General features: G+C 58.0%; 20 protein-coding genes. 13 read left to right on the top strand and 7 right to left on the bottom strand.

All coding sequences use genetic code 11. The features are described 5' to 3' along the window. Position 1: 1 nt before the first annotated feature. From ALB80_RS09070 to ALB80_RS09045, 6 genes are all read right to left on the bottom strand, one after another. A complete protein-coding gene (locus tag ALB80_RS09070; protein WP_083445259.1) occupies positions 2-211 on the bottom strand; it encodes a nitric oxide reductase F protein in 210 nt (69 codons plus the stop codon). 82 nt (positions 212-293) lie between these two features. Next, positions 294-842 carry a cytochrome c oxidase subunit 3 gene (locus ALB80_RS09065; protein WP_050603741.1) on the bottom strand — a complete coding sequence of 183 codons (549 nt, stop codon included), beginning with the start codon at positions 840-842 and terminating at the stop codon, positions 294-296. Next, positions 839-2764, bottom strand: a complete 1926-nt coding sequence (locus ALB80_RS09060) for a nitric oxide reductase activation protein NorD (protein WP_050603740.1) — start codon at positions 2762-2764, stop codon at positions 839-841. The genes ALB80_RS09065 and ALB80_RS09060 overlap by 4 nt, the downstream gene beginning before the upstream one ends. A gap of 9 nt (positions 2765-2773) precedes the next feature. Beyond that, the gene (locus ALB80_RS09055; RefSeq protein WP_050603739.1) at positions 2774-3589 is read right to left on the bottom strand and encodes a CbbQ/NirQ/NorQ/GpvN family protein; all 816 of its coding nucleotides are present in this window, start codon (positions 3587-3589) and stop codon (positions 2774-2776) included. Continuing rightward, positions 3589-4956: a cbb3-type cytochrome c oxidase subunit I gene (locus ALB80_RS09050; RefSeq protein ID WP_050603738.1), complete on the bottom strand. Its 1368-nt coding sequence runs from the start codon at positions 4954-4956 to the stop codon at positions 3589-3591. The genes ALB80_RS09055 and ALB80_RS09050 overlap by 1 nt, the downstream gene beginning before the upstream one ends. Before the next feature lie 16 nt (positions 4957-4972). Further along, complete coding sequence (locus ALB80_RS09045) at positions 4973-5422, bottom strand: cytochrome c (RefSeq protein ID WP_050603737.1); 450 nt, start codon at positions 5420-5422, stop codon at positions 4973-4975. A gap of 242 nt (positions 5423-5664) precedes the next feature. On the opposite strand from ALB80_RS09045, the gene ALB80_RS21780 reads away from it, so the two are divergent. Beyond that, positions 5665-6768, top strand: coding sequence for a Hint domain-containing protein (locus tag ALB80_RS21780; RefSeq protein ID WP_083445241.1), 1104 nt, complete (start codon positions 5665-5667; stop codon positions 6766-6768). A gap of 24 nt (positions 6769-6792) precedes the next feature. Here ALB80_RS21780 and ALB80_RS09035 read toward each other — a convergent pair whose 3' ends face one another. Continuing rightward, on the bottom strand, positions 6793-7989 hold the full coding sequence (locus ALB80_RS09035) for an NnrS family protein (RefSeq protein ID WP_050603736.1): 1197 nt from the start codon (positions 7987-7989) through the stop codon (positions 6793-6795). A gap of 245 nt (positions 7990-8234) precedes the next feature. Here ALB80_RS09035 and ALB80_RS09030 point away from each other — a divergent pair, with 245 nt between their 5' ends. The 12 genes from ALB80_RS09030 to ALB80_RS08975 all read left to right on the top strand — a co-directional run bounded on the left by ALB80_RS09030 (position 8235) and on the right by ALB80_RS08975 (position 19703). After that, positions 8235-9911 carry a cytochrome D1 domain-containing protein gene (locus ALB80_RS09030; RefSeq protein WP_050603735.1) on the top strand — a complete coding sequence of 559 codons (1677 nt, stop codon included), beginning with the start codon at positions 8235-8237 and terminating at the stop codon, positions 9909-9911. A 124-nt stretch (positions 9912-10035) separates the two neighbouring features. Continuing rightward, positions 10036-11820, top strand: a complete 1785-nt coding sequence (locus ALB80_RS09025; RefSeq protein WP_050603734.1) for a NapC/NirT family cytochrome c — start codon at positions 10036-10038, stop codon at positions 11818-11820. Positions 11821-11875: 55 nt separating this feature from the next. Continuing rightward, complete coding sequence (locus ALB80_RS09020; protein WP_050603733.1) at positions 11876-12277, top strand: plastocyanin/azurin family copper-binding protein; 402 nt, start codon at positions 11876-11878, stop codon at positions 12275-12277. A gap of 190 nt (positions 12278-12467) precedes the next feature. Next, positions 12468-13229, top strand: a complete 762-nt coding sequence (gene cobA, locus ALB80_RS09015) for a uroporphyrinogen-III C-methyltransferase (RefSeq protein WP_050603732.1) — start codon at positions 12468-12470, stop codon at positions 13227-13229. Positions 13230-13308: 79 nt separating this feature from the next. Continuing rightward, entirely contained in the window at positions 13309-13605 is a 297-nt protein-coding gene (locus ALB80_RS09010) for a cytochrome c (RefSeq protein ID WP_050603924.1), read from the top strand. After that, complete coding sequence (locus ALB80_RS09005) at positions 13602-14747, top strand: cytochrome D1 domain-containing protein (protein ID WP_050603731.1); 1146 nt, start codon at positions 13602-13604, stop codon at positions 14745-14747. Before ALB80_RS09010 ends, ALB80_RS09005 begins: the two co-directional genes overlap by 4 nt. A gap of 3 nt (positions 14748-14750) precedes the next feature. Beyond that, the gene (locus ALB80_RS09000) at positions 14751-15740 is read left to right on the top strand and encodes an AsnC family transcriptional regulator (RefSeq protein WP_050603730.1); all 990 of its coding nucleotides are present in this window, start codon (positions 14751-14753) and stop codon (positions 15738-15740) included. Then, a complete protein-coding gene (locus ALB80_RS08995) occupies positions 15737-16186 on the top strand; it encodes an Lrp/AsnC family transcriptional regulator (protein WP_050603729.1) in 450 nt (149 codons plus the stop codon). The genes ALB80_RS09000 and ALB80_RS08995 overlap by 4 nt, the downstream gene beginning before the upstream one ends. Then, entirely contained in the window at positions 16183-16665 is a 483-nt protein-coding gene (locus tag ALB80_RS08990) for an AsnC family transcriptional regulator (RefSeq protein ID WP_050603728.1), read from the top strand. The genes ALB80_RS08995 and ALB80_RS08990 overlap by 4 nt, the downstream gene beginning before the upstream one ends. Positions 16666-16668: 3 nt before the next feature. Next, a complete protein-coding gene (nirJ, locus tag ALB80_RS08985) occupies positions 16669-17883 on the top strand; it encodes a heme d1 biosynthesis radical SAM protein NirJ (protein WP_050603727.1) in 1215 nt (404 codons plus the stop codon). Further along, positions 17858-19483 carry a cytochrome D1 domain-containing protein gene (locus tag ALB80_RS08980; RefSeq protein WP_371255964.1) on the top strand — a complete coding sequence of 542 codons (1626 nt, stop codon included), beginning with the start codon at positions 17858-17860 and terminating at the stop codon, positions 19481-19483. Before nirJ ends, ALB80_RS08980 begins: the two co-directional genes overlap by 26 nt. Next, entirely contained in the window at positions 19440-19703 is a 264-nt protein-coding gene (locus ALB80_RS08975) for a hypothetical protein (RefSeq protein ID WP_050603726.1), read from the top strand. Before ALB80_RS08980 ends, ALB80_RS08975 begins: the two co-directional genes overlap by 44 nt. Positions 19704-19756: the final 53 nt, after the last annotated feature.

Genomic DNA, 19756 nt, shown 5'->3' with positions numbered 1-19756 from the left:
TTCAGACCAGATAGAGGACAAGTACAATCAGTGCAAAGCCCGTCAGCACAATGGAAAATCCACGCAGCCAGGCCGGACTAGCCGCAAGGTCAAGATACTGCGCCAGGATGATGCGGCACTTGAGAAGCGCAAGACCCAGAATACCCGCGCCGACGATTTTGGGCGCAAACGGTAACAGGGTCAGCAGCGCCGAGGTCACGCTGAGCGCCAACAGGGTGAACCACGCGCGTGTGAGTGCGTTCGGGAGCCTCAGGCGGGAGTTTTTGTGAAATGATGAAGACGCGGGCATCATTTTACCCCAACAGGTAGATCACGGGGAACAGCATGATCCAGACCAGATCGACCATGTGCCAGAACTGCGCGCCTGCTTCGATGTTATGCGGATCGTCGCGCCAGGCCACCAAGAGAAGGATTCCGACCCCGGCCAGGACATGGGCGGCGTGGAAACCGGTCAGTAGGTAATAGAACAGAAAGAAGGGATGAGTTTCAAACGTGATACCTTGCCCGGCTTTTCCCACGTATTCCGCACCCTTGATCATCAGGAAGACGATCCCCAACGCGGCCGCGACCATGAGGGCAAACCGTGCTTTGAACCGTTCTGCGGCACGGCGCCAGCGCAGTGCCTGCGCGGCAAGGTAACCCGATGTGACCAACACCGCGGTGTTGAAGGCGGCCCCAGTACGATAAAGATGCGATTGGGCCTCGGCAAACCCCACCGGATCGGTCAATCGCACGCCCATGAACGCGATCAGGCCCGCGCCAAAGACCAGCAGTTCCGAGATGATCAGAACCCACATCAGTAACTCGCCCGGAAGCTCGTCGATCAGAGACGAGTCGCTCATGCTCCAACCAGTTGGCGGTAGATTTGCGGAAGGGCCATAGTCAGGCGGTGCGGGTCGGGGATGACGGCGAAACCACCCTGCCCAAACATGCGTGGGAACCAGCTTTTGCCGGTCTTATCAATGGTGACGCCAAAAACCGATTGCCCGCCGCGGCGCGCCTCGCGAACAGCCATACAGGTGTCTTCGATACCATGGCGGCCTTCGTAATGGTCGAGGTCGTTGGGCTTGCCATCTGTGATGACCAGCAACAACCGGCGTTGGCGGGATTGGCTGGCCAGATCGGCGGAGCAATGTCGGATCGCCGCACCTAGCCGGGTATAATGACCGGGTCGCAGAGAGGCGATGCGTTGTTCGACCTTTGCCCCCATTGGCTCATCAAACCGTTTGCAGCGTTGCACATAGACACGTTCACGTTTCAGCGAACTGAACGCATGGATGGCGAAATCGTCGCCACAGGCGTTCAGACCCCAAGCGAGCGCAGCCAACGCTTCGCGCTCAATGTCAATCACGGCGCGACCTGTGACCGCGCTTTCGGTTGAGCGGCTGACATCCAACAGAATCGACACTGCCAGATCGCGGGCTTCGGGGCGCGATTGCATCCAGATGCGTTCGTTTCCTTCACCGCTCGCCATTCGCTCCGTCTCGGCCCGTACCGCAGCTTCGATGTCCAGCTGGTCTCCGTCCAGATGGCCTCGTGTCATCACTCTACCGGGGCGTAGAGCCTCGAACTGGCGTTTCACAGCGCGGATACGGCGAGCAGTGGCAGGGTCCTTTCCGAACTCCGCCGCGTCTTCGCGGATTTCGGCGTCCGAAAGCAGAACATTGACGTGATCCGGCAGATATTGCCCTGTCCGCACGTCCCATTCGGGATAAAGGATACGACCCGACAAGCGCTCGCGGTTCACATCCTCGGGCGCAAGGTCCAGATGCAGTTTCAGCTTAGTCGGTGGTGCCTTGGAGATCTGACCCAAGCCGATCTCTTCCTGATCGTCAGCAGCTTTCTTGGCATTGTCAGGATCATCGTCGTCGATGCGGCGATTGATGTTCAGGAACTCGGCCCAGCTGAGGATCGCTTCGAACTTGTGCAAAATGAAGCTGTCGCTGCGCTCGGCCTGATCGGATTTGCGGCGGCGGGCGCGGTGCGTTTTTTCACCAGATTCTTCAGGTTCGCCTTCGGTTTCAGGGTTTTCCACCTCGTTATGCTCGGAAAACCCAACCGCCCGCAATTCGGGCCATAAAGGAACCGGGCGGAAATTTTGATACCCGCGCGCAGCAGTCAGATCGTCATCGTCCAGCGAAAGTAGTTGCTCGGCTTTTGAAGACAGGGGGGCAGGATCACCCAGCATATGACGGACAAGCTCTTCAACTGCCGCCTCGTCGGGCGGCAGGTCTGGGACGTCACGGTGATACAGAACACCCTTACAGAGTTCGGTGTAAAGTGGACGCAACCCGGGGGCGTTATCCAGTGTTGCCTCGACCATGTGTCGGGCAGAGATCAGGGCACGCAGGTCAGCGCGCAAAGGGTCGTCTTCGTCGATGCGAGTTCCAGCATGGGCCGCTGCGGCGGCGAGCCAGACGTAAAGCGCACCATTTGCCTCACGCGCAGGAAAGACAGCCAGGCGGTCTGGCAGGCGCAGCACTTCTCCGTCGAATGACGCGCGTGGCATCAGTTCGACCTCAGTCGCCAGGCGGCGGCGCCAGCTTAAACGGTGACGCGATACCTCGGGTGAGACCGGGCGCAATTCCACGCCCGGAGTACCCCCTAATCCCCGAAAGAGGACAGCCAGCCGCCCCGCGACCTGAGACAGGTCGACCGCGGCTCCATCATGCACCTGGGGTGCATCGAGGCGACTGGCTAGGGAGTGCCACAGTTTCCCGATCGTTTCTTCGGGTTCCCATGGCTCAAAATCGATCTTGACCATTGGCCGGCCTCACCCAAAGACAGCCGTGACAAGATCGAGGAGCCCGCGTTTGATATCCTCGTCATCAGTCAGAGGCTCGATCATAGCGGCAAGGATAGCGCGGTCTGTCGACATGCCCTGTGCAATCAGCGTCGCAGCATAAACGACCAGACGGGTAGAGACGCCTTCCTCGAGGTCCTGACCCTTGAGCCCTCGCAGTTTGCCCGCCAGTCGCACCAGCGGTTTGCACCGCTCCAGCGGCAGACCACTTTCTTGCGCGACAACTTGCGCTTCCATCTCAGGCGACGGGAAGTCGAACTCGAGCGAGATAAAACGCTGACGGGTCGAGGGTTTAAGGGTTTTCAGGATATTCTGGTATCCAGGATTATATGAAGCGACCAACATGAAGCCAGGCGCGGCCTCAAGCTCTTCACCTGTGCGGTCAATCGGTAGGATACGGCGGTCGTCAGTCAGCGGGTGCAGTACGACGGTGACGTCCTTGCGCGCCTCGACCACCTCATCAAGGTAACAGATCGCACCTTCACGGACCGCCCGGGTCAGGGGGCCATCGACCCAGATGGTTTCTCCGCCTTTCAGCAAGTAGCGACCGATCAAGTCAGCAGCCGCCAGATCGTCATGACAGGCCACGGTATAAAGCGGGCGGCCCAGGCGGGCGGCCATATGTGCAACAAACCGGGTTTTGCCGCAACCTGTCGGGCCTTTCAGCAGAACCGGCAGGTCATTGTTGTAGGCGGCGCAGAACACGTCGCATTCATCGCCCTGGGGCAGGTAGAAGGGGGCGTTTGCCGCCCCCTCATTCAGTTTCATGGAGCCGTCCATATTCATCACTCCGCAGGGGTTTCAGCTGCACCGGATTCAATAACCTCTTTCCGGGGCACCCAGATCGAGTAAATAAACAACAGCGCACCAAGGACCACGACGACACCAGAGCCAAGACGCATCCAGTAGAAGATCGCGATTTGATCCTGCACGTCCATGAAGTACTCACCGACAACGCGTTGCATGTGTGTTTGCACAGTCCCACCGAAGGTCAGCACGAAGGTCATGAAGACCATGCCGCTGGTCATCAGCCAGAACGAGCCCATATTCAGTACCTGATTGTACGGATCACGGTTTTTCAGGATCGGCATCGCGTAGCTGAAGATCGCCAGGTTGAGGCAGACATAGGCACCGTAGAAGGCCAAGTGGCCGTGCGCGGCGGTAATCTGCGTACCGTGGGTATAGTAGTTCACCCCATGCAGCGTGTGCAGGAAGCCCCAGACACCGGCACCGAAGAAGGCAAGCGTTGCACAGCCCAGCGACCACAGCAGCGCGGCCTTGTTCGGGTGATCGCGACGGCCTTTCCAGACCATGACGAAGGCAAAGGCCATCATCGCGAAGAACGGGATCACCTCGAGGCTCGAGAAGATCGACCCGATCCACTGCCAGTACGCAGGCGTACCGATCCAGTAGTAGTGGTGCCCGGTACCAAGGATACCCGAGAACAGTGCAGCCGCGACGATGACGTAGAGCCATTTCTCGACCACCTCACGGTCCACGCCTGTCAGCTTCAGCATCAGGTAGGCCAAAATCGAGGCCATGATCAGCTCCCACACGCCTTCGACCCACAGGTGGACCACATACCACCAGTACTGCTTGTCGAGCGCCAGGTTGCCCGGGTTGTAGAAGGCAAACAGAAACAGCAATGCCAGACCCCATAGGCCCAACAGCAGGATGTTGGAGATGGCGGTCTTCTTGCCCTTCAGAACGGTCATCGACACGTTGTACAGGAACATGAGCGCGGCCACGACAATGCCCACCTTGACCCACTTGGGTTGTTCAAGGAACTCGCGCCCCTCTTTGCCCAGCAGCCAGTTGCCTTCAAACAGGTTGAAGACATAGGTCACAACAACGCCCAATGTGCCGACCACAAGAATGATCAACTGCAGATACGCGAGCTTAGGTGAGTGGATCTCGCGCTCAGTCTCTTCCGGGATCAGAAAGTAAGCCGCACCGAAAAAGCCCAGCAACAGCCAGACGATGAGAGAGTTGGTGTGCAGCATCCGCACGATGTTGAATGGCAGAAGCTCACTCAGGAAGTTCGGGAACACATAAATCAGACCAGCCAGAAGGCCGCCGATTACCTGTATCGCGAACAGGGCCATCGCTACTGCGAAGTAAGCGTAGGCGATTTTTTGGGATTCGTATTTCATTGCTCCGTTCCCTTTCTCAGCCTGCCTCGTTGGGCGGCCAGCCCTGAGCGTCGATATTGTCCGTCCAGATCAGGAAGTTCGTCAGATCACGGATTTCTTCGTCGCTGAGGTTGAAATTGGGCATTTGCCGACGACCGGGAATACCGGTCGGTTGTGCTTCCATCCAGCCCTTGAGGGATTCAAAGGCCGATTCCGGGTCGTCCAGCACGCCCCAACGCGTCATTACGTTGCCGACTTCGGGGGCGAAATACGCGCCCTCACCAAGGATGGTATGACAATTGATACAGGCGTGTTTCTCCCAGACATGTTTACCTCGCACCACACTGTCATCAAGTTTTTTAGAGTTTTCAGAATTGACGATATACAGGTGCGAATGGGCCGATAAGGCCAGAAAGATGAGGATGAAGAACAGTGACCCGCCATAAAATATGTTACGAGCCATGCTCTTTGTCATGACTTCTCGCATCGCGCTCTCCTTTGCGCAGATTAGCTAGTGCGGTCAACATGGCGGGTGCGGCGCTGATCCGCCTTAACGAAAGTCAAGACATCAGGTTTGCGAGGGAAGAGATCGCTAAACTTCCCGCCAAGTGGCCTCAAATAGCCCCGAAATTGACTTAAAGCTTTGCTAAAAATAGGGGGGTATAGTGCGAATTGGCTCGCGTCGGATCCGACGCTTTGAACCAGTAACAACAAGTGGCAGGTTAAACTATGGCAAACTATTCATTCATCGGTTACGACCCCGGGGTCATTTCGCTCAGCTTTACCGGGTTTAACACTGGTACGATAACTCTGTCCGGGACGTATGATGCCAGCTCTGACCGGCGTGTGTTCGATGTCGTTGACGCGGCCGGCGGCACACTTGTCAACGGTGACCCGGACAATGGAACAGACTTTAACGGCGACCGCTTCAACAACGAATTCGGCGACGATCTGACCCAATTCGGCGTCGTGACCAATCTTGATGGGTCAGTCACAATAGATTCGGGCGCTATCTATCTTGAGGAATCTTACAGTCTCAGCAAACCGGGTGGTGGCACCATCGATGTCTTCCGCGTCGAAGTCGAAGGCAATCTGGTCGGATACATCACCTCTGAACCGCTGGTGCCCGGAACGGACTATTCCTTTGTCCGGTCAAATGTCACCCCAACCAACGCACCGGACACTTCAGATCCAGGCGCAATTGTCGATGTGCCCTGCTTTGCGGCCGGGACACAGATTGCCACACCGGACGGCCCGGTTTCCATCGAACACCTGAGCGTTGGCGATCAAGTCCTGACAGCCGACAACGGGCCGCAAGAGATACGCTGGATCGGAGCGCGTGCATTGAATGCGTCTGACCTGACCGCAAAACCGAATCTGCGCCCCATTCGGATTGCAGCAGGCAGTCTGGGCAGTGACTTGCCAAAACGCGATCTGCGCGTTTCGCCGCAACATCGCATGATGGTTCGTTCACCAATTGCCGTGCGCATGTTTGACAGCAAGGAAGTCCTGGTTCCGGCCTGCAAACTTGTCGGCGTTCCGGGCATCACGGTCGAAGAGGGCGCGCAAGATGTCGTCTATTATCACATGCTGTTCGACCGGCATGAAATTGTCTATGCAGAAAGCGCCCCGTCGGAGAGTTTGTTCACAGGGGCGCAGGCATTGGCCAGCGTGCACCCGGGTGCCCGCGCCGAGATTCTGGATCTGTTCCCGGAACTCTTGCAACCCGAATACGAGCCGCAGCCGGCACGACAGATTCCGGATCGGGGCAGGCGTGCACGTACCCTCATTCACCGCCATATCAAGAATGACCGCCCGCTTTTATCTGAATAACAGCCCGTTCTGGCCCCGGAAGAGTCAGTTTGCCCTGGCAACCCGGGGGCCGGTCAATGCCGGCCACATCGCAAACAAATACAAAGCTGTGGCTGCGATCCACAAGCCATCAGCCGTCAGCATGGCCGCCAAATACCCACCTGTCAGGCCCGAGCCCAGCCAGCGCACCAGAGCCGCCGCCGCCATCAACACATAGGCCACCACCATCGGTGACGACGCAACAAGCGGGCGTCCGCTGTGGCCCAGAGCGGCTCGACTCATGACAGCCAAAGTCATGCCGCCGACGCAGCCGATTCCCAAGATGTGTATTGCTCCAACTTCATTGCCCAGCCCAAGGGCTGACAGCCCCCACAGAACCAGCCCAAGGGCCAGCATTCCAAGACCCAAATGCAACGCGATCAGGATCGGCTGGCGCAGAGCCCAACCGGCCCTCCAACGCGCCATGCGCAACAGTTGAACGCCACCCAGTACCAGGGCACAAATGCCCGCAACCGGACCAACATCCAACACCAGCACCAATAGGGGCAACAGAAGAGCCAGGACCATCGCGGCTTTCTCCAACCCTGGCACAGACACCGGCCATGACGCCTCGGGCTCTCCGGCTCGTTTCATCGCATTGCGGGTAAACGCGGGTGTGATGCGGCCGCCCAAAATCGCGATCATCGAACACAATGCCAGCAAACCTGCCCGAACCCCGATGTTGAGCGTATCGCTGGTGACGCCGACCCATTCCAGATGAACCATTAGATTTGAGACCCAGATCAAGCTCAGAAGATAAAGAAAAACCATGTTCTGCGGCTTGGGTCGGCGGATCAACTGGCTTGCAACCTTTAGCGCCAGAATGGGAACAAAACTCAGATCAATGAGAGCAACAGCCAAGGAAGGCAACGCGGCTGAAAACCAGACCGCCAGCCGTCCGGCCATCCAGATCAACGCCACGAAGGTAATAAAACGTGCCCGCGCCTCGGGCGCACCGGTCCAATTCGGCACCGCGGTCAGAAAGAACCCGCCCAAGGCCGCCGTCGCATATCCAAAGATCATCTCATGCGCGTGCCACATGACCGGCGGCATGGCATAGCTTTGCTCTACATATGGCAACAGACCATCCAGCGAGGCGAGCCACACGCCCCAAGCAATCCCTGCGAACACACCGTAAATCCCTGCAGAGAGGAAAAAGACGCGAAATCCTTCGCTGAAAATGCGCGTTACTGCTGATGACATGCCCGCTCTCCATGGCCTCGCTTGTCGTTCATCAAGCCCTATCGCGCCGGAGATTCTGCGGCCTTAACCGAAATCAAGCCCGTTTTAAAACATGCGCAGAAATCTCAAGTTTTATTAGCACTTTTGTCCGTTGATTTTTAGCCGCTGCCATCACTTTGCACCCCTTCCGTTGACTTTGGTCAAGGATGACATCTCCGTGATGGCTCAGTCTCTGCCTTGCCTCACCACGCATATGGAGAGTGATCATGTCACTTGGAATCAGCTACAACAAAACCGGCCGCGCCTTTGGGGTCGGTTTGGCAATGCTGCTGGGCAGCGTCGCTGCACCAACCTTTGCCGAAGAGCCAACATTAAGCGACGAAGCTTTTGAGTCGTCAAAGCAGCTCTATTTTGAACAATGCGCAGGCTGCCACGGCGTTCTGCGCAAAGGCGCCACAGGCAAAAGCCTTGAGCCCCACTGGAAGAAAACCGCAGCCGACGGCACTGTGACCGAAGGCGGCACACTTCAGTTGGGTCAGGAACGCCTTGAAAAAATTATCGCCTGGGGAACCGAAGGCGGTATGAACAACTTCTCGGACATCATGACCGAGCAGGAAATCAAGGATATGGCGACCTATATCCAGATGGAGGCCCCCAAGCCACCTGAGATGTCGCTGGAACAGATGATGGCGACCCGCAAGGTCTATGTCGAAGAAGCCGACTATCCGACCGAGCCGCTACACGGCCGCAACTGGGAAAACTTCTTCGTCGTCATCGAGCGTGACGTAGGTAAAGTTGCCGTTATCGACGGCGACACCAAAGAAGTGCTAACACACATCCCGACCGGTTATGCCGTCCACGTTCTGAAAGCATCGGAACACCACAGCATTACCGAACCGGAAAACCCTGGCCGCTTCTGGTACACGATGGGCCGCGACGGCAAGATGACCAAGATCGACCTCTGGCAGACGCCTGAGAACATGTTGGTTTCCGAAGTCAAGATTGCCTATGACGCGCGTGACGTGGCCGTTTCCGGCGACGGTAAGTACGTAATCGGTGGTGGTTACTGGCCGCCGCACTTCGCTATCGTAGACGCCCAAACGATGGAACCAGTGAAGGTTGTATCGACTCGCGGTGTGAACGTGGACGGCGACTATGTAGAAGAAGCCCGCGTGGCTGCAATCTACACAACACCGAACGAGCCGACCTGGATCGTTGCAATCAAGGAACTGGGCCAGCTGTGGCAGGTAGACTATACCGACCTGGACAACTTGCGGATCGACAAGATCGACTCGGCCAAGTTCCTGCATGACGGGTTCTTTGACCCGACAGGCCGCTATTTCCAGATCGCCGCAAACGCGTCGAACAAAATGGTGGTTGTCGACACCGAAACCCACAAGCTGGAAGCAATGATCGACACAGCCGCGTTACCGCACCCTGGTCCGGGTGCCAACTGGGTTGACCCGAATTGCGGCCCGGTTGCTGGTACGACCCACCTTGGCGTTGGCACCGTGACAGTCTGGGGTAACGACCCCGAAAACCGTCCGGACGATGCCTGGAAGGTCTGCTACGAAGTGGAAACCGACGGCCCGGGCCTGTTTGTCCGTACCCACCCGAATTCGGATTACATCTGGGCTGACCAGACCAAGCATCCGGAACCGGAAGTGCAGCAATCGGTGCAGGTCATCTCGAAAGAGACCGGTGAGATCGTGAAAACCATCCAGATCACCGAAGACGAAGGCAGTGCTGCCGTTCACTTCGAATTCAACGCGGATGGTACCGAGGTCTGGGTTTCCAAGTGGAACCTGTCAGACTCGCTGGAGCCCAACGGACAGATCGTGATTTTCGACGCTAAGACGCTGGAAGAAATCGGTCGCATCGAAGGGCTGTTTGCTCCGACAGGCAAGTTCAACGTCTACAACCGTTCGAACCACGTCACCTGACGGTTTCACAACCAAAACCGGAAAGGGCGGGCCCCTCGCCCGCCCTTTCCTCGTTTGAGACATCAGCCAAACTCACCGGCCTGCCACCTAAGGCCAGACAATACAGCCAAAACGGAGCCCGGATATGACCTCCGAACCGGATAAGAAAAAACCGATCTGGCGCCGGTATTTCCTTTGGGGAATGCCAGTGGCCGGAATCGCCGCGGCCTTTGTCGGCGGCATCATCTTCTGGGGTGGGTTCAACACCGCCATGGAAGCAACAAACACCAAGGATTTCTGTATCTCGTGCCATGAGATGCGCGATTTCGTCTATGAGGAATATACCGGCACGATCCATGACGTGAACCGGTCGGGCGTGGGGGCTGTCTGTTCCGATTGCCACGTGCCCAAAGACTGGACCCATAAAATGATCCGCAAGATCAAGGCGTCCAAAGAGCTGTATGGCAAGATGGTCGGTACCATCAACACACGTGAAAAGTTCGAAGCCAAGCGCGTGCATCTGGCCATGAACGAATGGGAGCGGATGAAAGCCACCGACTCGCGCGAATGCCGCAACTGTCATGACTTCGAATCGATGATGCCCGAGTTTCAGAAACCCCGCGCGCGTCAGCAGCACCTGAACGCGATGACGGCCGGTCAAACCTGTATCGATTGTCACAAGGGCATTGCGCATTCGGACGCTCGCGACCGGGCCGACGAGGAGTATCTGGAAAAACTTGAAGCCCCGAACCCGGCATTCATTCGTGAGATCCCTGCCGAGTATCTGGCAAGCCTCGAGAAAATTGAAGCCCAGGAAGCTGCTGAAGCTGAAGCTGAAAAAGCCGCTAAAAAAGCTCAGCAAGAATCCGTTCAGGCGCAGATTGCTGCAGCCGTTGACGCCGCTGTGGCCGAAGAACGCGCCAACGCAGCCGGTGAAGAAGCCACGGCCCCGGCAGCAGGCAGCAGCGATGTTGCAACCAACATCGACTGGAACGCAGTGGCCAGCGCAGATCTGAAACTGTTCTATCCCGGTCAGGCTTCGTTTGAGTGGGTGCAGAACGGCAAGTTCCACGGTGGAGCGCGGCCTCTGACCAAGGGCGGGGATCAATGCACTACATGCCACGCCAAGGAACTGGACGCGATCGGCAACAAGATCGTTGCGGGCGGGGATCTTGAACCAACTCCGATCCCCGGCAAACGCGGTGTGATCGACGCAACCGTTCAGGCGGCGCATGATGACGAAAACCTGTATATCCGCCTGCAATGGCCGGATGCGGGCCACAACCCTGCCCCGTTTGTCGACGGCGGCAAGATGGATCCCGACAACCAGATCAAGGTGGCCATGATGATCGCCGGCACAGGTATCGAGCTGGGCGAGCAAGTGGGCTGCTGGGCCTCGTGCCATGCGGACAACTCGTATATGCCGTTTGATCCGGGGGCCGAGGCGATTGCCGCCAATGGTGACGTTTCCGGTCGTCTGAGCACACAGGACACAGTGACCAAATACATCAGCGAAAGCCGCACTGAGGTCGAAGTCAAAGGTCGCCGTGGCAAGGCACTGGGCGGTTGGGACAAGCTGCAAGCTGCGGAACAGATCGAGCAGTACCTGGCCGATGGCACCTATCTTGACCTGATGCGCGTCTATGCCGACGGCAGCGCCACCAACGGGTATCTGCTGGAGCAGCGTGTGGTCAACGACGGTGAAATCGCCGCGTCGGCTGAATTGTCCGGTGGTATGTGGACGGTGGTCTTCACCCGCCCGCTGAACTCGGGCGCGCCCGGCGATGTGCCACTGGAAGCAGGCCAGACCTACACCGTTGGCTTTGCGATCCACGACGACTTCAGCGCTGCCCGGTTCCACCATGTGACGCTGAACACCAGCCTCGCGCTGGATGATGACAGCGTATTCATCAACGTGGTCAAACAATAACGGATCGGGGCCGGGTCATCCGGCCCCCCGCCATTTTGGAAAGGAGACACGGATTATGAAACCCCAACGCCTTCTTCCCGCGCTGCTACTGCTGGCCGCGCCCGCCTGGGCGGATGAAACCGCCGAGCTGTGTGCCGAGGCGGAAGAACGTTATGCAGAGCTTTTTGGTCAACCCTCATCCGCGGTCAAGGACGCCGAAGTGGTGTTGATGTACAAGTACAATTTCTGCCCGATCGAGCTGACCGTGAAGGCAGGCACAACCGTCCGATGGGTGAATGTCGACAAACGAACCAGCCACTCGGTTTTACTGAAAGACGGTAGCGAGCCTGAAAGCGACCGTTTGTTCCCTGAGGAATCGGTTGACCTAACGTTTCTTGCACCCGGACCGCAAGACTATCTGTGCGGCCCACATTGGGAGACACAGAACATGATCGGAATGATCACCGTCGAACCCTGAAACACATGAAATACAGGCAAGAAGACAGGAGCGCGGGCGCAAATCCCGCGCTCCTTAACTTATGTCAAGGAGGTTGGTTTATGATTACGCCACCTTGATCTCATGACACGCCCGGCAGGCCCAGCGACGTCCTTTATTTGCGCAAGCCAGAGCCGGGTTTCAAAGACATTCAGACTAGGCGAGTTTGTACATGAGCGGTAAGGTTTTTCTGATTGGCGCAGGCCCCGGCGATCCCGAACTGATGACCCTGCGCGCATTGCGGATGCTGCAAGAAGCAGATGTGGTGGTTTATGACCGGCTGGTGTCCGCCGACATCCTGAATCTACACACAGAAGGCGCACGGCTGATCCCAGTTGGCAAGGCCCCCAAGTGCCATACGGTTCCACAAGACCGCATCAACGAAATTCTGCTCGAAGAGGCCAGCGCGGGACATACGGTTGCCCGTCTCAAGGGCGGCGATCCAATGATCTTTGGCCGCGGCTCAGAGGAGGCCGCCTATCTGATGGCCCACGGTGTCGCTGTCGAATATGCACCGGGCATTACTGCGGCACAGGGCGCGTCCTCCTCGACCGGTGTTCCGCTGACCCATCGCGGGCTGGCGACATCGGTGCAGTATGTCACCGGGCACCGTCAGGCCGATAAGGTCCTGGATCTCGACTGGAAACGTCTGGCCGATCCGGACTCGACGCTTGTGGTCTATATGGGGGTTGCCAATATCGGCCAGATCGCCGTGGGCCTGATGACTGAAAACCTGCCGGGTTCCACCCCGGTTCTTGCGGTGGGCAAAGCTACCACAACGGATGAACGCCGCATGGTGTCGCGGCTGGACCAACTGGCCACCGACGTGCGCGAAGCCGGGTTGAAGGCACCCACGCTCTTCATCATTGGCAAGGTTGTAACGCTTTATGCGGAACGGCCCGTGGCCGAGCTTTTGGAGCAAGCCAATGGCTAAGCTGGGGCGCAGAACAGTCGCGGCAAGCAGCGGCGGCACACAGCGTCCTATAGTGCGTCGGCACTCGGTGCCTTCGGTGTTGCTGACAACGGCTGTGCTCGTTGCGACATCCGCCTTCGCCGCTGACACCCTCGACCCCAACGCCCTGAAACGCCTTGTCCATCAGGACTGCGGCTCTTGCCACGGTTTGTCCCTGAAAGGCGGCCTCGGCCCCGATCTGCGCAGCGAGACACTGGAACACTATGATGCGGACGTCCTGACCGGCGTCATCCTCGACGGCATCCCCGACACCGCGATGCCCCCATGGCGGCCGCTGATCAGCGAGGAAGAGGCCGAATGGATTGCCCGCTACCTGCTGGAACAGGAGGCACAATGAAACACCTCGTAATTGGCCTTGCAGCCTCATTGATGTTAACCACCGCACAAGCCGAACCCACAGCGACCGGAGATCTTGGCCTTGTGATCGAACGCGCCAAGGGATCGGTCCTGTTGGTCGATCAATCCGACCGTGCGGCTCTGGCTCGTATCGAAGGGTTGGGCGATTTGTCCCATGCCTCGTTGGTCTATTCGCCCGATGAACGCTTTGCCTATGTCTTTGGGCGTGACGGCGGGCTGACCAAAGTTGATATCGTCACCCGCCAGATCGTGAACCGCGTCGTGCAGGCGGGCAACGCCATCGGCGGGGCGATCTCGGATGATGGTACACTTGTAGCCGTGTCGAATTACGAACCCGGTGGAGTGCGCGTGTTTGATGCGGACTCGTTGGAAATGGTCGCGGACATTCCCACCGACAGCAAAACCATCGGTCTTGTCGATGCGCCGGGGCGTAGGTTCGTCTTCACCATGTGGGACACTGGCGAGACATGGATTGCCGATTTCGCCAAGGGCGAACCCGTGATCACCAAAATTCCCGACATGGGTAAAAACCCTTATGATGCGCTGATCACCGCCAATGGCCGCACATATATAACCGGCCTGTTTGGCGAAGACGGCCTGACCGCGCTTGATCTGTGGGCTGACATCCCGGAGCCCATCCGTGTGCTGCCCGATTACGGGCGCGGGCAAGAGGAAATGCCGGTCTACAAAATGCCCCATTTGGAAGGCTGGGCGCTGACGGGGCGTGAATTCGTGCTACCTGCGGTAGGTCATCACGAGGTTCTGTGGATCGACGCGGATACTCTGACCGAAACGGGACGGACCCAAACCCATGGCCAGCCGGTCTTTGCCATGGCACGTCCGGATGGGCGACAGGTATGGGTCAATTTCGCCCACCCGCTGAACGATACGATTCAGGTGATCGACAGCGTCAGCAAAGAAATCATCCACGAATTCAAGCCCGGCCCCGCCGTGCTGCATATGGAATTCACACCACGCGGACATGAGGTCTGGATCAGCGTGCGCGATGCCAACAAGGTCATGGTCTACGACACGCAGAATTTTGAAAAACTGCGCGAAATCGATGCCGACAGCCCTTCGGGCATCTTCTTCACGGCCCGCGCGCACAAAACGGGGCTTTAACGGATGCAGCATATCACCGACCCAATCGATTGCCGTCTGCTGGACGAATTTCAGCGTGATTTCCCAGTTACAGAGCGCCCGTTTCAGGTTCTGGGAAAGGCGCTGGGGCTGGACGAAACCGAAGTACTTGACCGCCTGACCCGGATGCGTGCCACTGGCCGCATCACGCGGGTTGGCGCAACCATCACACCCGGCGCGGTGACGGCCAGCACTCTGGCTGCGGTATCCGCCCCGGAAAATCGGCTGGAAGAGGTTGCCGCCCTGATCGATGCCGAGCCTGGGGTGAACCACAATTACCAGCGTGAAGATGCCTGGAACCTCTGGTTTGTCGCAACCGGCCCGGACCGGGATCATGTCAACGATACCCTGGCCAGGATCAGCCGGGCCTCGGGGTTGCGGGTGCTGGATTTGCGTCTGGTCCGCCCGTTCAACGTGGATCTTGGGTTTCGCATGACCGCCGGTGCCAAAAACGTTCCCAGCGCGCGCAGGGTTGACGCAACGGCCATGCGAGACGGAGATCGGTGTTTGCTGCAGTCACTCAGTTCAGGTCTCTCACTTGTCGTGGAACCCTATGAGGCTCTCGCCCGTTCATTGAACCGGAATGTCGATGACGTAATGGCGCGGATCGTCGCCTTGCACGCCGCCGGTATCATTTCACGGCTCGGCGTTATCGTGCGCCACCGCGCACTGGGTTGGTCCGCCAACGCGATGGTCGTTTGGGATTTGCCCGCGGAACAAATCGACACTGCCGGTCCGGCGCTGGCAGCCTATCCCGGTATCACTTTGTGCTATGAGCGCAATCCGGTCGAAGATGTCTGGCCCTATCGCCTCTACTCCATGATCCACGCCCGGACCCGGAACGAGGCTCTGGATGTGCTGGCTGGCGCAAAGGACCTGCCCGAACTGGCCCGCGCGCGGAACAAGGTGCTGTTTTCGACCCGCTGTTTCAAGCAGACCGGAGCGTTGATTCAAGCGAGAGAGGTTGCCGCATGACTCTGGACGATAAAGATCGCGCGATTCTGAACCGGATGCAGGACGATCTGCCGCTCACCTCACACCCCTATGTGGCTGTCGCCGAAGAGCTTGGCCTGTCTGAAACCGAGCTGTTGGACCGTCTGACTCGCCTGAAGGAAGACCGCGTCATCACGCGCTTTGGCCCGTTTTTCGACGCTGCCGCCATGGGCGGGGCCTTCTGTCTGTGCGCTATGGCTGTTCCGGTCGAGAATTTCGAAACCGTCCTGACCAAAGTCAATGCACACCCGGAGGTTGCCCATAATTATGAACGTACGCACCGGCTGAACATGTGGTTCGTGCTGGCCACCGAAACGCCCGAGGGGATCGAGGCCGCCGCCGATGCCATCGAACGGGAAACGGGGATCCAGGTTCTCCGTTTCCCCAAACTCCAGGAATTTTTCATCGGCTTCCGGGTGGCAGCATGATCGACGCAATTGACAGGCAGATTATCGAGACGTTGCAAGGGGGATTGCCCCTGACCCCGACGCCGTATGCTCAGGTCGCCAATGATCTTGGGCTGAAGGAAACCGATCTGATTGAACGACTGTCGGCCCTGAAAGCACGCGGTGTGATCCGCCGCATTGCCGCGGCACCCAATCACTACAAACTTGGCATGACCTCGAACGGCATGACCGTTTGGGATGTGGACGATGCCAGTATCACCAAGTTGGGTGCACAGATCGGCGCCCTACCCTTCGTGACCCATTGTTATGAACGGCCCCGCGCCTTGCCCGACTGGCCCTATAACCTGTTTGCCATGGTACATGGCACCGACGCGACCGAAGTGGAAGCAAAACGCGCTGAGATCGCAGCAATTCTGGGCGACGCCTGTCGGGCCAAAGACATCCTCTATTCCACGCGCATCCTGAAAAAGACCGGGCTGCGCCTGAAAAAGAAAGGCTGAGATATGTTCCGCCTGACAGAATACATGCACCAACTCGTCAACCCGACCCCGGTGCGCAAACGCCGCCCAGGCCCAGTGAAACCTGTGGTGATCTGGAACCTGACGCGGCGTTGCAACCTGAAGTGCCGCCATTGCTATACCGTCTCGGCGGATGTTGCGTTCCCAGGTGAGCTCAGTCATGAGCAAGCCATGGTAACCCTTGAGGATCTTGGCCAGTTTCGCGTCCCGGCCTTGATCCTCTCGGGTGGGGAGCCGCTGGACCGGTTCGATTTCTTCGACATCGCAAAGCGCGCCCGCGACCTGGTGCCGATGTTGGCCTTGTCGACCAACGGCACGCGTATTTACGATGAAACCGCCGACATGATAGCCGATGTGGGTTTCAACTATGTGGGCATTTCCTTGGACGGGATCGGAGCCACCAATGACTGGTTCCGCGGTGTCGAAGGTGCTTTTGCCGACGCCCTGCGCGGCGTACGCGAATGCAAGAAACGCGGCATCAAAGTTGGCCTGCGATTTTGCCTGACCGAAGGCACACAGCATCACCTGCCGGACCTGCTGCAACTGTGTGATGATGAAGGCGTCGACAAATTTTACCTGTCTCATCTCGTCTATGCCGGACGTGGCGACAAGAACCGAGGCGAAGACGCCGAACATCAGCGCACCCGCAAGGGATTGGACCTGCTGTTGGAGCGCGCGTGGGAGGCCGCGTCGGGTGGGCGACCATTGGACGTTGTGACTGGCAACAATGACGCCGACGCAGGGTATTTCCTGAATTGGATTCGCACGCATTTTGATGCCGAGAAGGCCGCCCATGTGCGTGCGCACCTGTCCGCCTGGGGTGGGAATTCCAGCGGTTTGGGCGTCGCCAACATCGACAACCTGGGCCGGGTTCATCCCGACACATATTGGTCCGATTACACGGTCGGCAATGTGAAGACCAAACCGTTTTCCGAGCTTTGGACCAGCGATGACCCGATGCTGGCCATGCTACGCACTCGCCCACGCCCACTTAAAGGCCGCTGCGGTGCATGTGAGCTGAAGGACGTCTGCGGTGGCAACACGCGTATTCGCGCCTTGCAACTGACTGGCGATCCATGGGCCGAAGATCCGGCCTGTTACCTGTCAAACGAAGAAATCGGCGTGGATGACGCAGGAGAGCGCCTGCAGGTCACGCCGTTCCGGGGGAAAAGCAATGATCCGGCGCATCAGTTCTTTTGATAACCTCTCCCTGTTCCGTCCAATCGTGACACCTGTGGCGCGTTCAGGAGCCTCCGGCGGACGTATTTGGAAAAAGATGAAGATCGGGCTGATGTGTTCAGTTCTGAGCATTGGCGTGGCTTGGGCTGATGCGCCCTCGGATTACGCTGAACACTGTGCTTCGTGCCACGGAGAGAACCGCTTGGGCGGCGTTGGGCCGGCTTTGATCCCCGAGACTTTGAAGCGGATGCGGGGGCCGCGGGTTGCGGCGGTGATCGCCGAGGGCCGCACTGCGACGCAGATGCCTGCGTTTTCACATGAACTCGACGCGTTACAGATCGAGGAACTGGCGGGGTGGCTGAAATCTCCGCTCGAGAGCAACCCGGAATGGGGCGAAGCTGACATCATGGCCAGCCGCACTCTGGACGAGGATTACGCCCCGGTCGAAGCACCCGTGTGGGACAGTGACCCGATGAATATCACTCTGGTGGTTGAGACTGGCGACCATCATGTCAGCGTTCTGGACGGCGACACGTTTGAAGTGCTCGACCGGTTCGAGACCCCCTTTGCCGTTCATGGCGGGCCGAAATTCAGCCCCGATGGCCGGTACGTCTTTATCATGTCCCGCGATGGCTGGGTCCAGAAATACGACATCTGGGCGTTAAAACAGGTTGGACGTGTGCGCGCGGGCCTCAACAGCCGCAACATTGCCATGTCAGGTGACGGAAAATGGGTCGCCGTTGCGAATTACCTGCCCAACAGTCTGACCCTGCTGTCGACCGAGGACCTGTCGGTAGCCACCGTCATTGAAGTCAAAAGCAAGAAAGGCGTGCCCAGCCGTGTGTCTGCCGTGTATCAGGCACCGCCACGGGAAAGCTTTGTGTTGGCGTTGAAAGATGTGCCAGAGATCTGGGAAGTATTCTATGGGGCCAACCCACCTCAATTTGGTATTGGGCACGATTTCCGCATTGAAGGGCAGTTCAAGAACCCCAACCCCTTCCCAGTGCGCAAGATCACCACGCCCGACTATCTGGACGACTTCTTTTTCGACCAGAGTTATGAATACGTCATGGGTGCATCCCGCGATGGAAAGGGCGGTCAGGTGATTGATCTGGTCATCGGGCACAAAGTGGCCGATCTAGACCTGCCGGGGATGCCGCATCTTGGCTCGGGCATCACATGGAAGCATGGCGATACAACCGTCATGGCCACACCGCATCTGACCGATGGCACCGTGTCCGTTATCGATATGGAAAGCTGGGAAACTGTCAAACGGATCAAGACCGAAGGGCCTGGGTTCTTCATGCGCAGCCATGAAAACTCGCCTTATGTCTGGGCTGATGTATTTTTTGGTCCGAACAAGGACGCGATGCATGTGATCGACAAGCAAAGCCTTGAAATCGTGAAGACTCTGCGCCCCGCGCCGGGTAAAACCGTCGCCCATGTAGAGTTTACCAGGGATGGCAGCCACGCGCTGGTTTCGATCTGGGAAGATGACGGCGCAGTGATCGTCTATGACGCGCAAACACTGGAAGAAGTCCGGCGTTTGCCGATGCGCAAACCTTCGGGGAAATACAATGTCTGGAACAAGATCACCTTCTCGGAAGGCACCAGCCACTGAGGAAAAATGGCCGGTTTGGAAGCTGGCCATTCTGCTTTACCCCGCCACGGCACTGACCGTGGCCATCAATTTGTTTTTGCTGGGCTTAATTTCGCACAGTGTCGGATTTGGGGCGATTGAACCCGTTCCGGCCCTTCTTTGGTCCATCCCTTTGGGCATTCCTGCGACATGGCTGGCAGGGCGCTGGGTACGCGGATTGATGGACGAGGCAGACGGCTGAGCAAAAAGTCTGTCTGCCTGACCAAAGTCAAGTATCGGAAAGAGAGATTCCCA

The organism is Ruegeria sp. 6PALISEP08 (genome assembly GCF_001238295.1).
Taxonomy (GTDB): Bacteria; Pseudomonadota; Alphaproteobacteria; order Rhodobacterales; family Rhodobacteraceae; genus Ruegeria.
The sequence above is the reverse complement of the archived record's forward strand: the minus strand, read 5'-3'. Positions and strand labels throughout refer to the sequence as shown.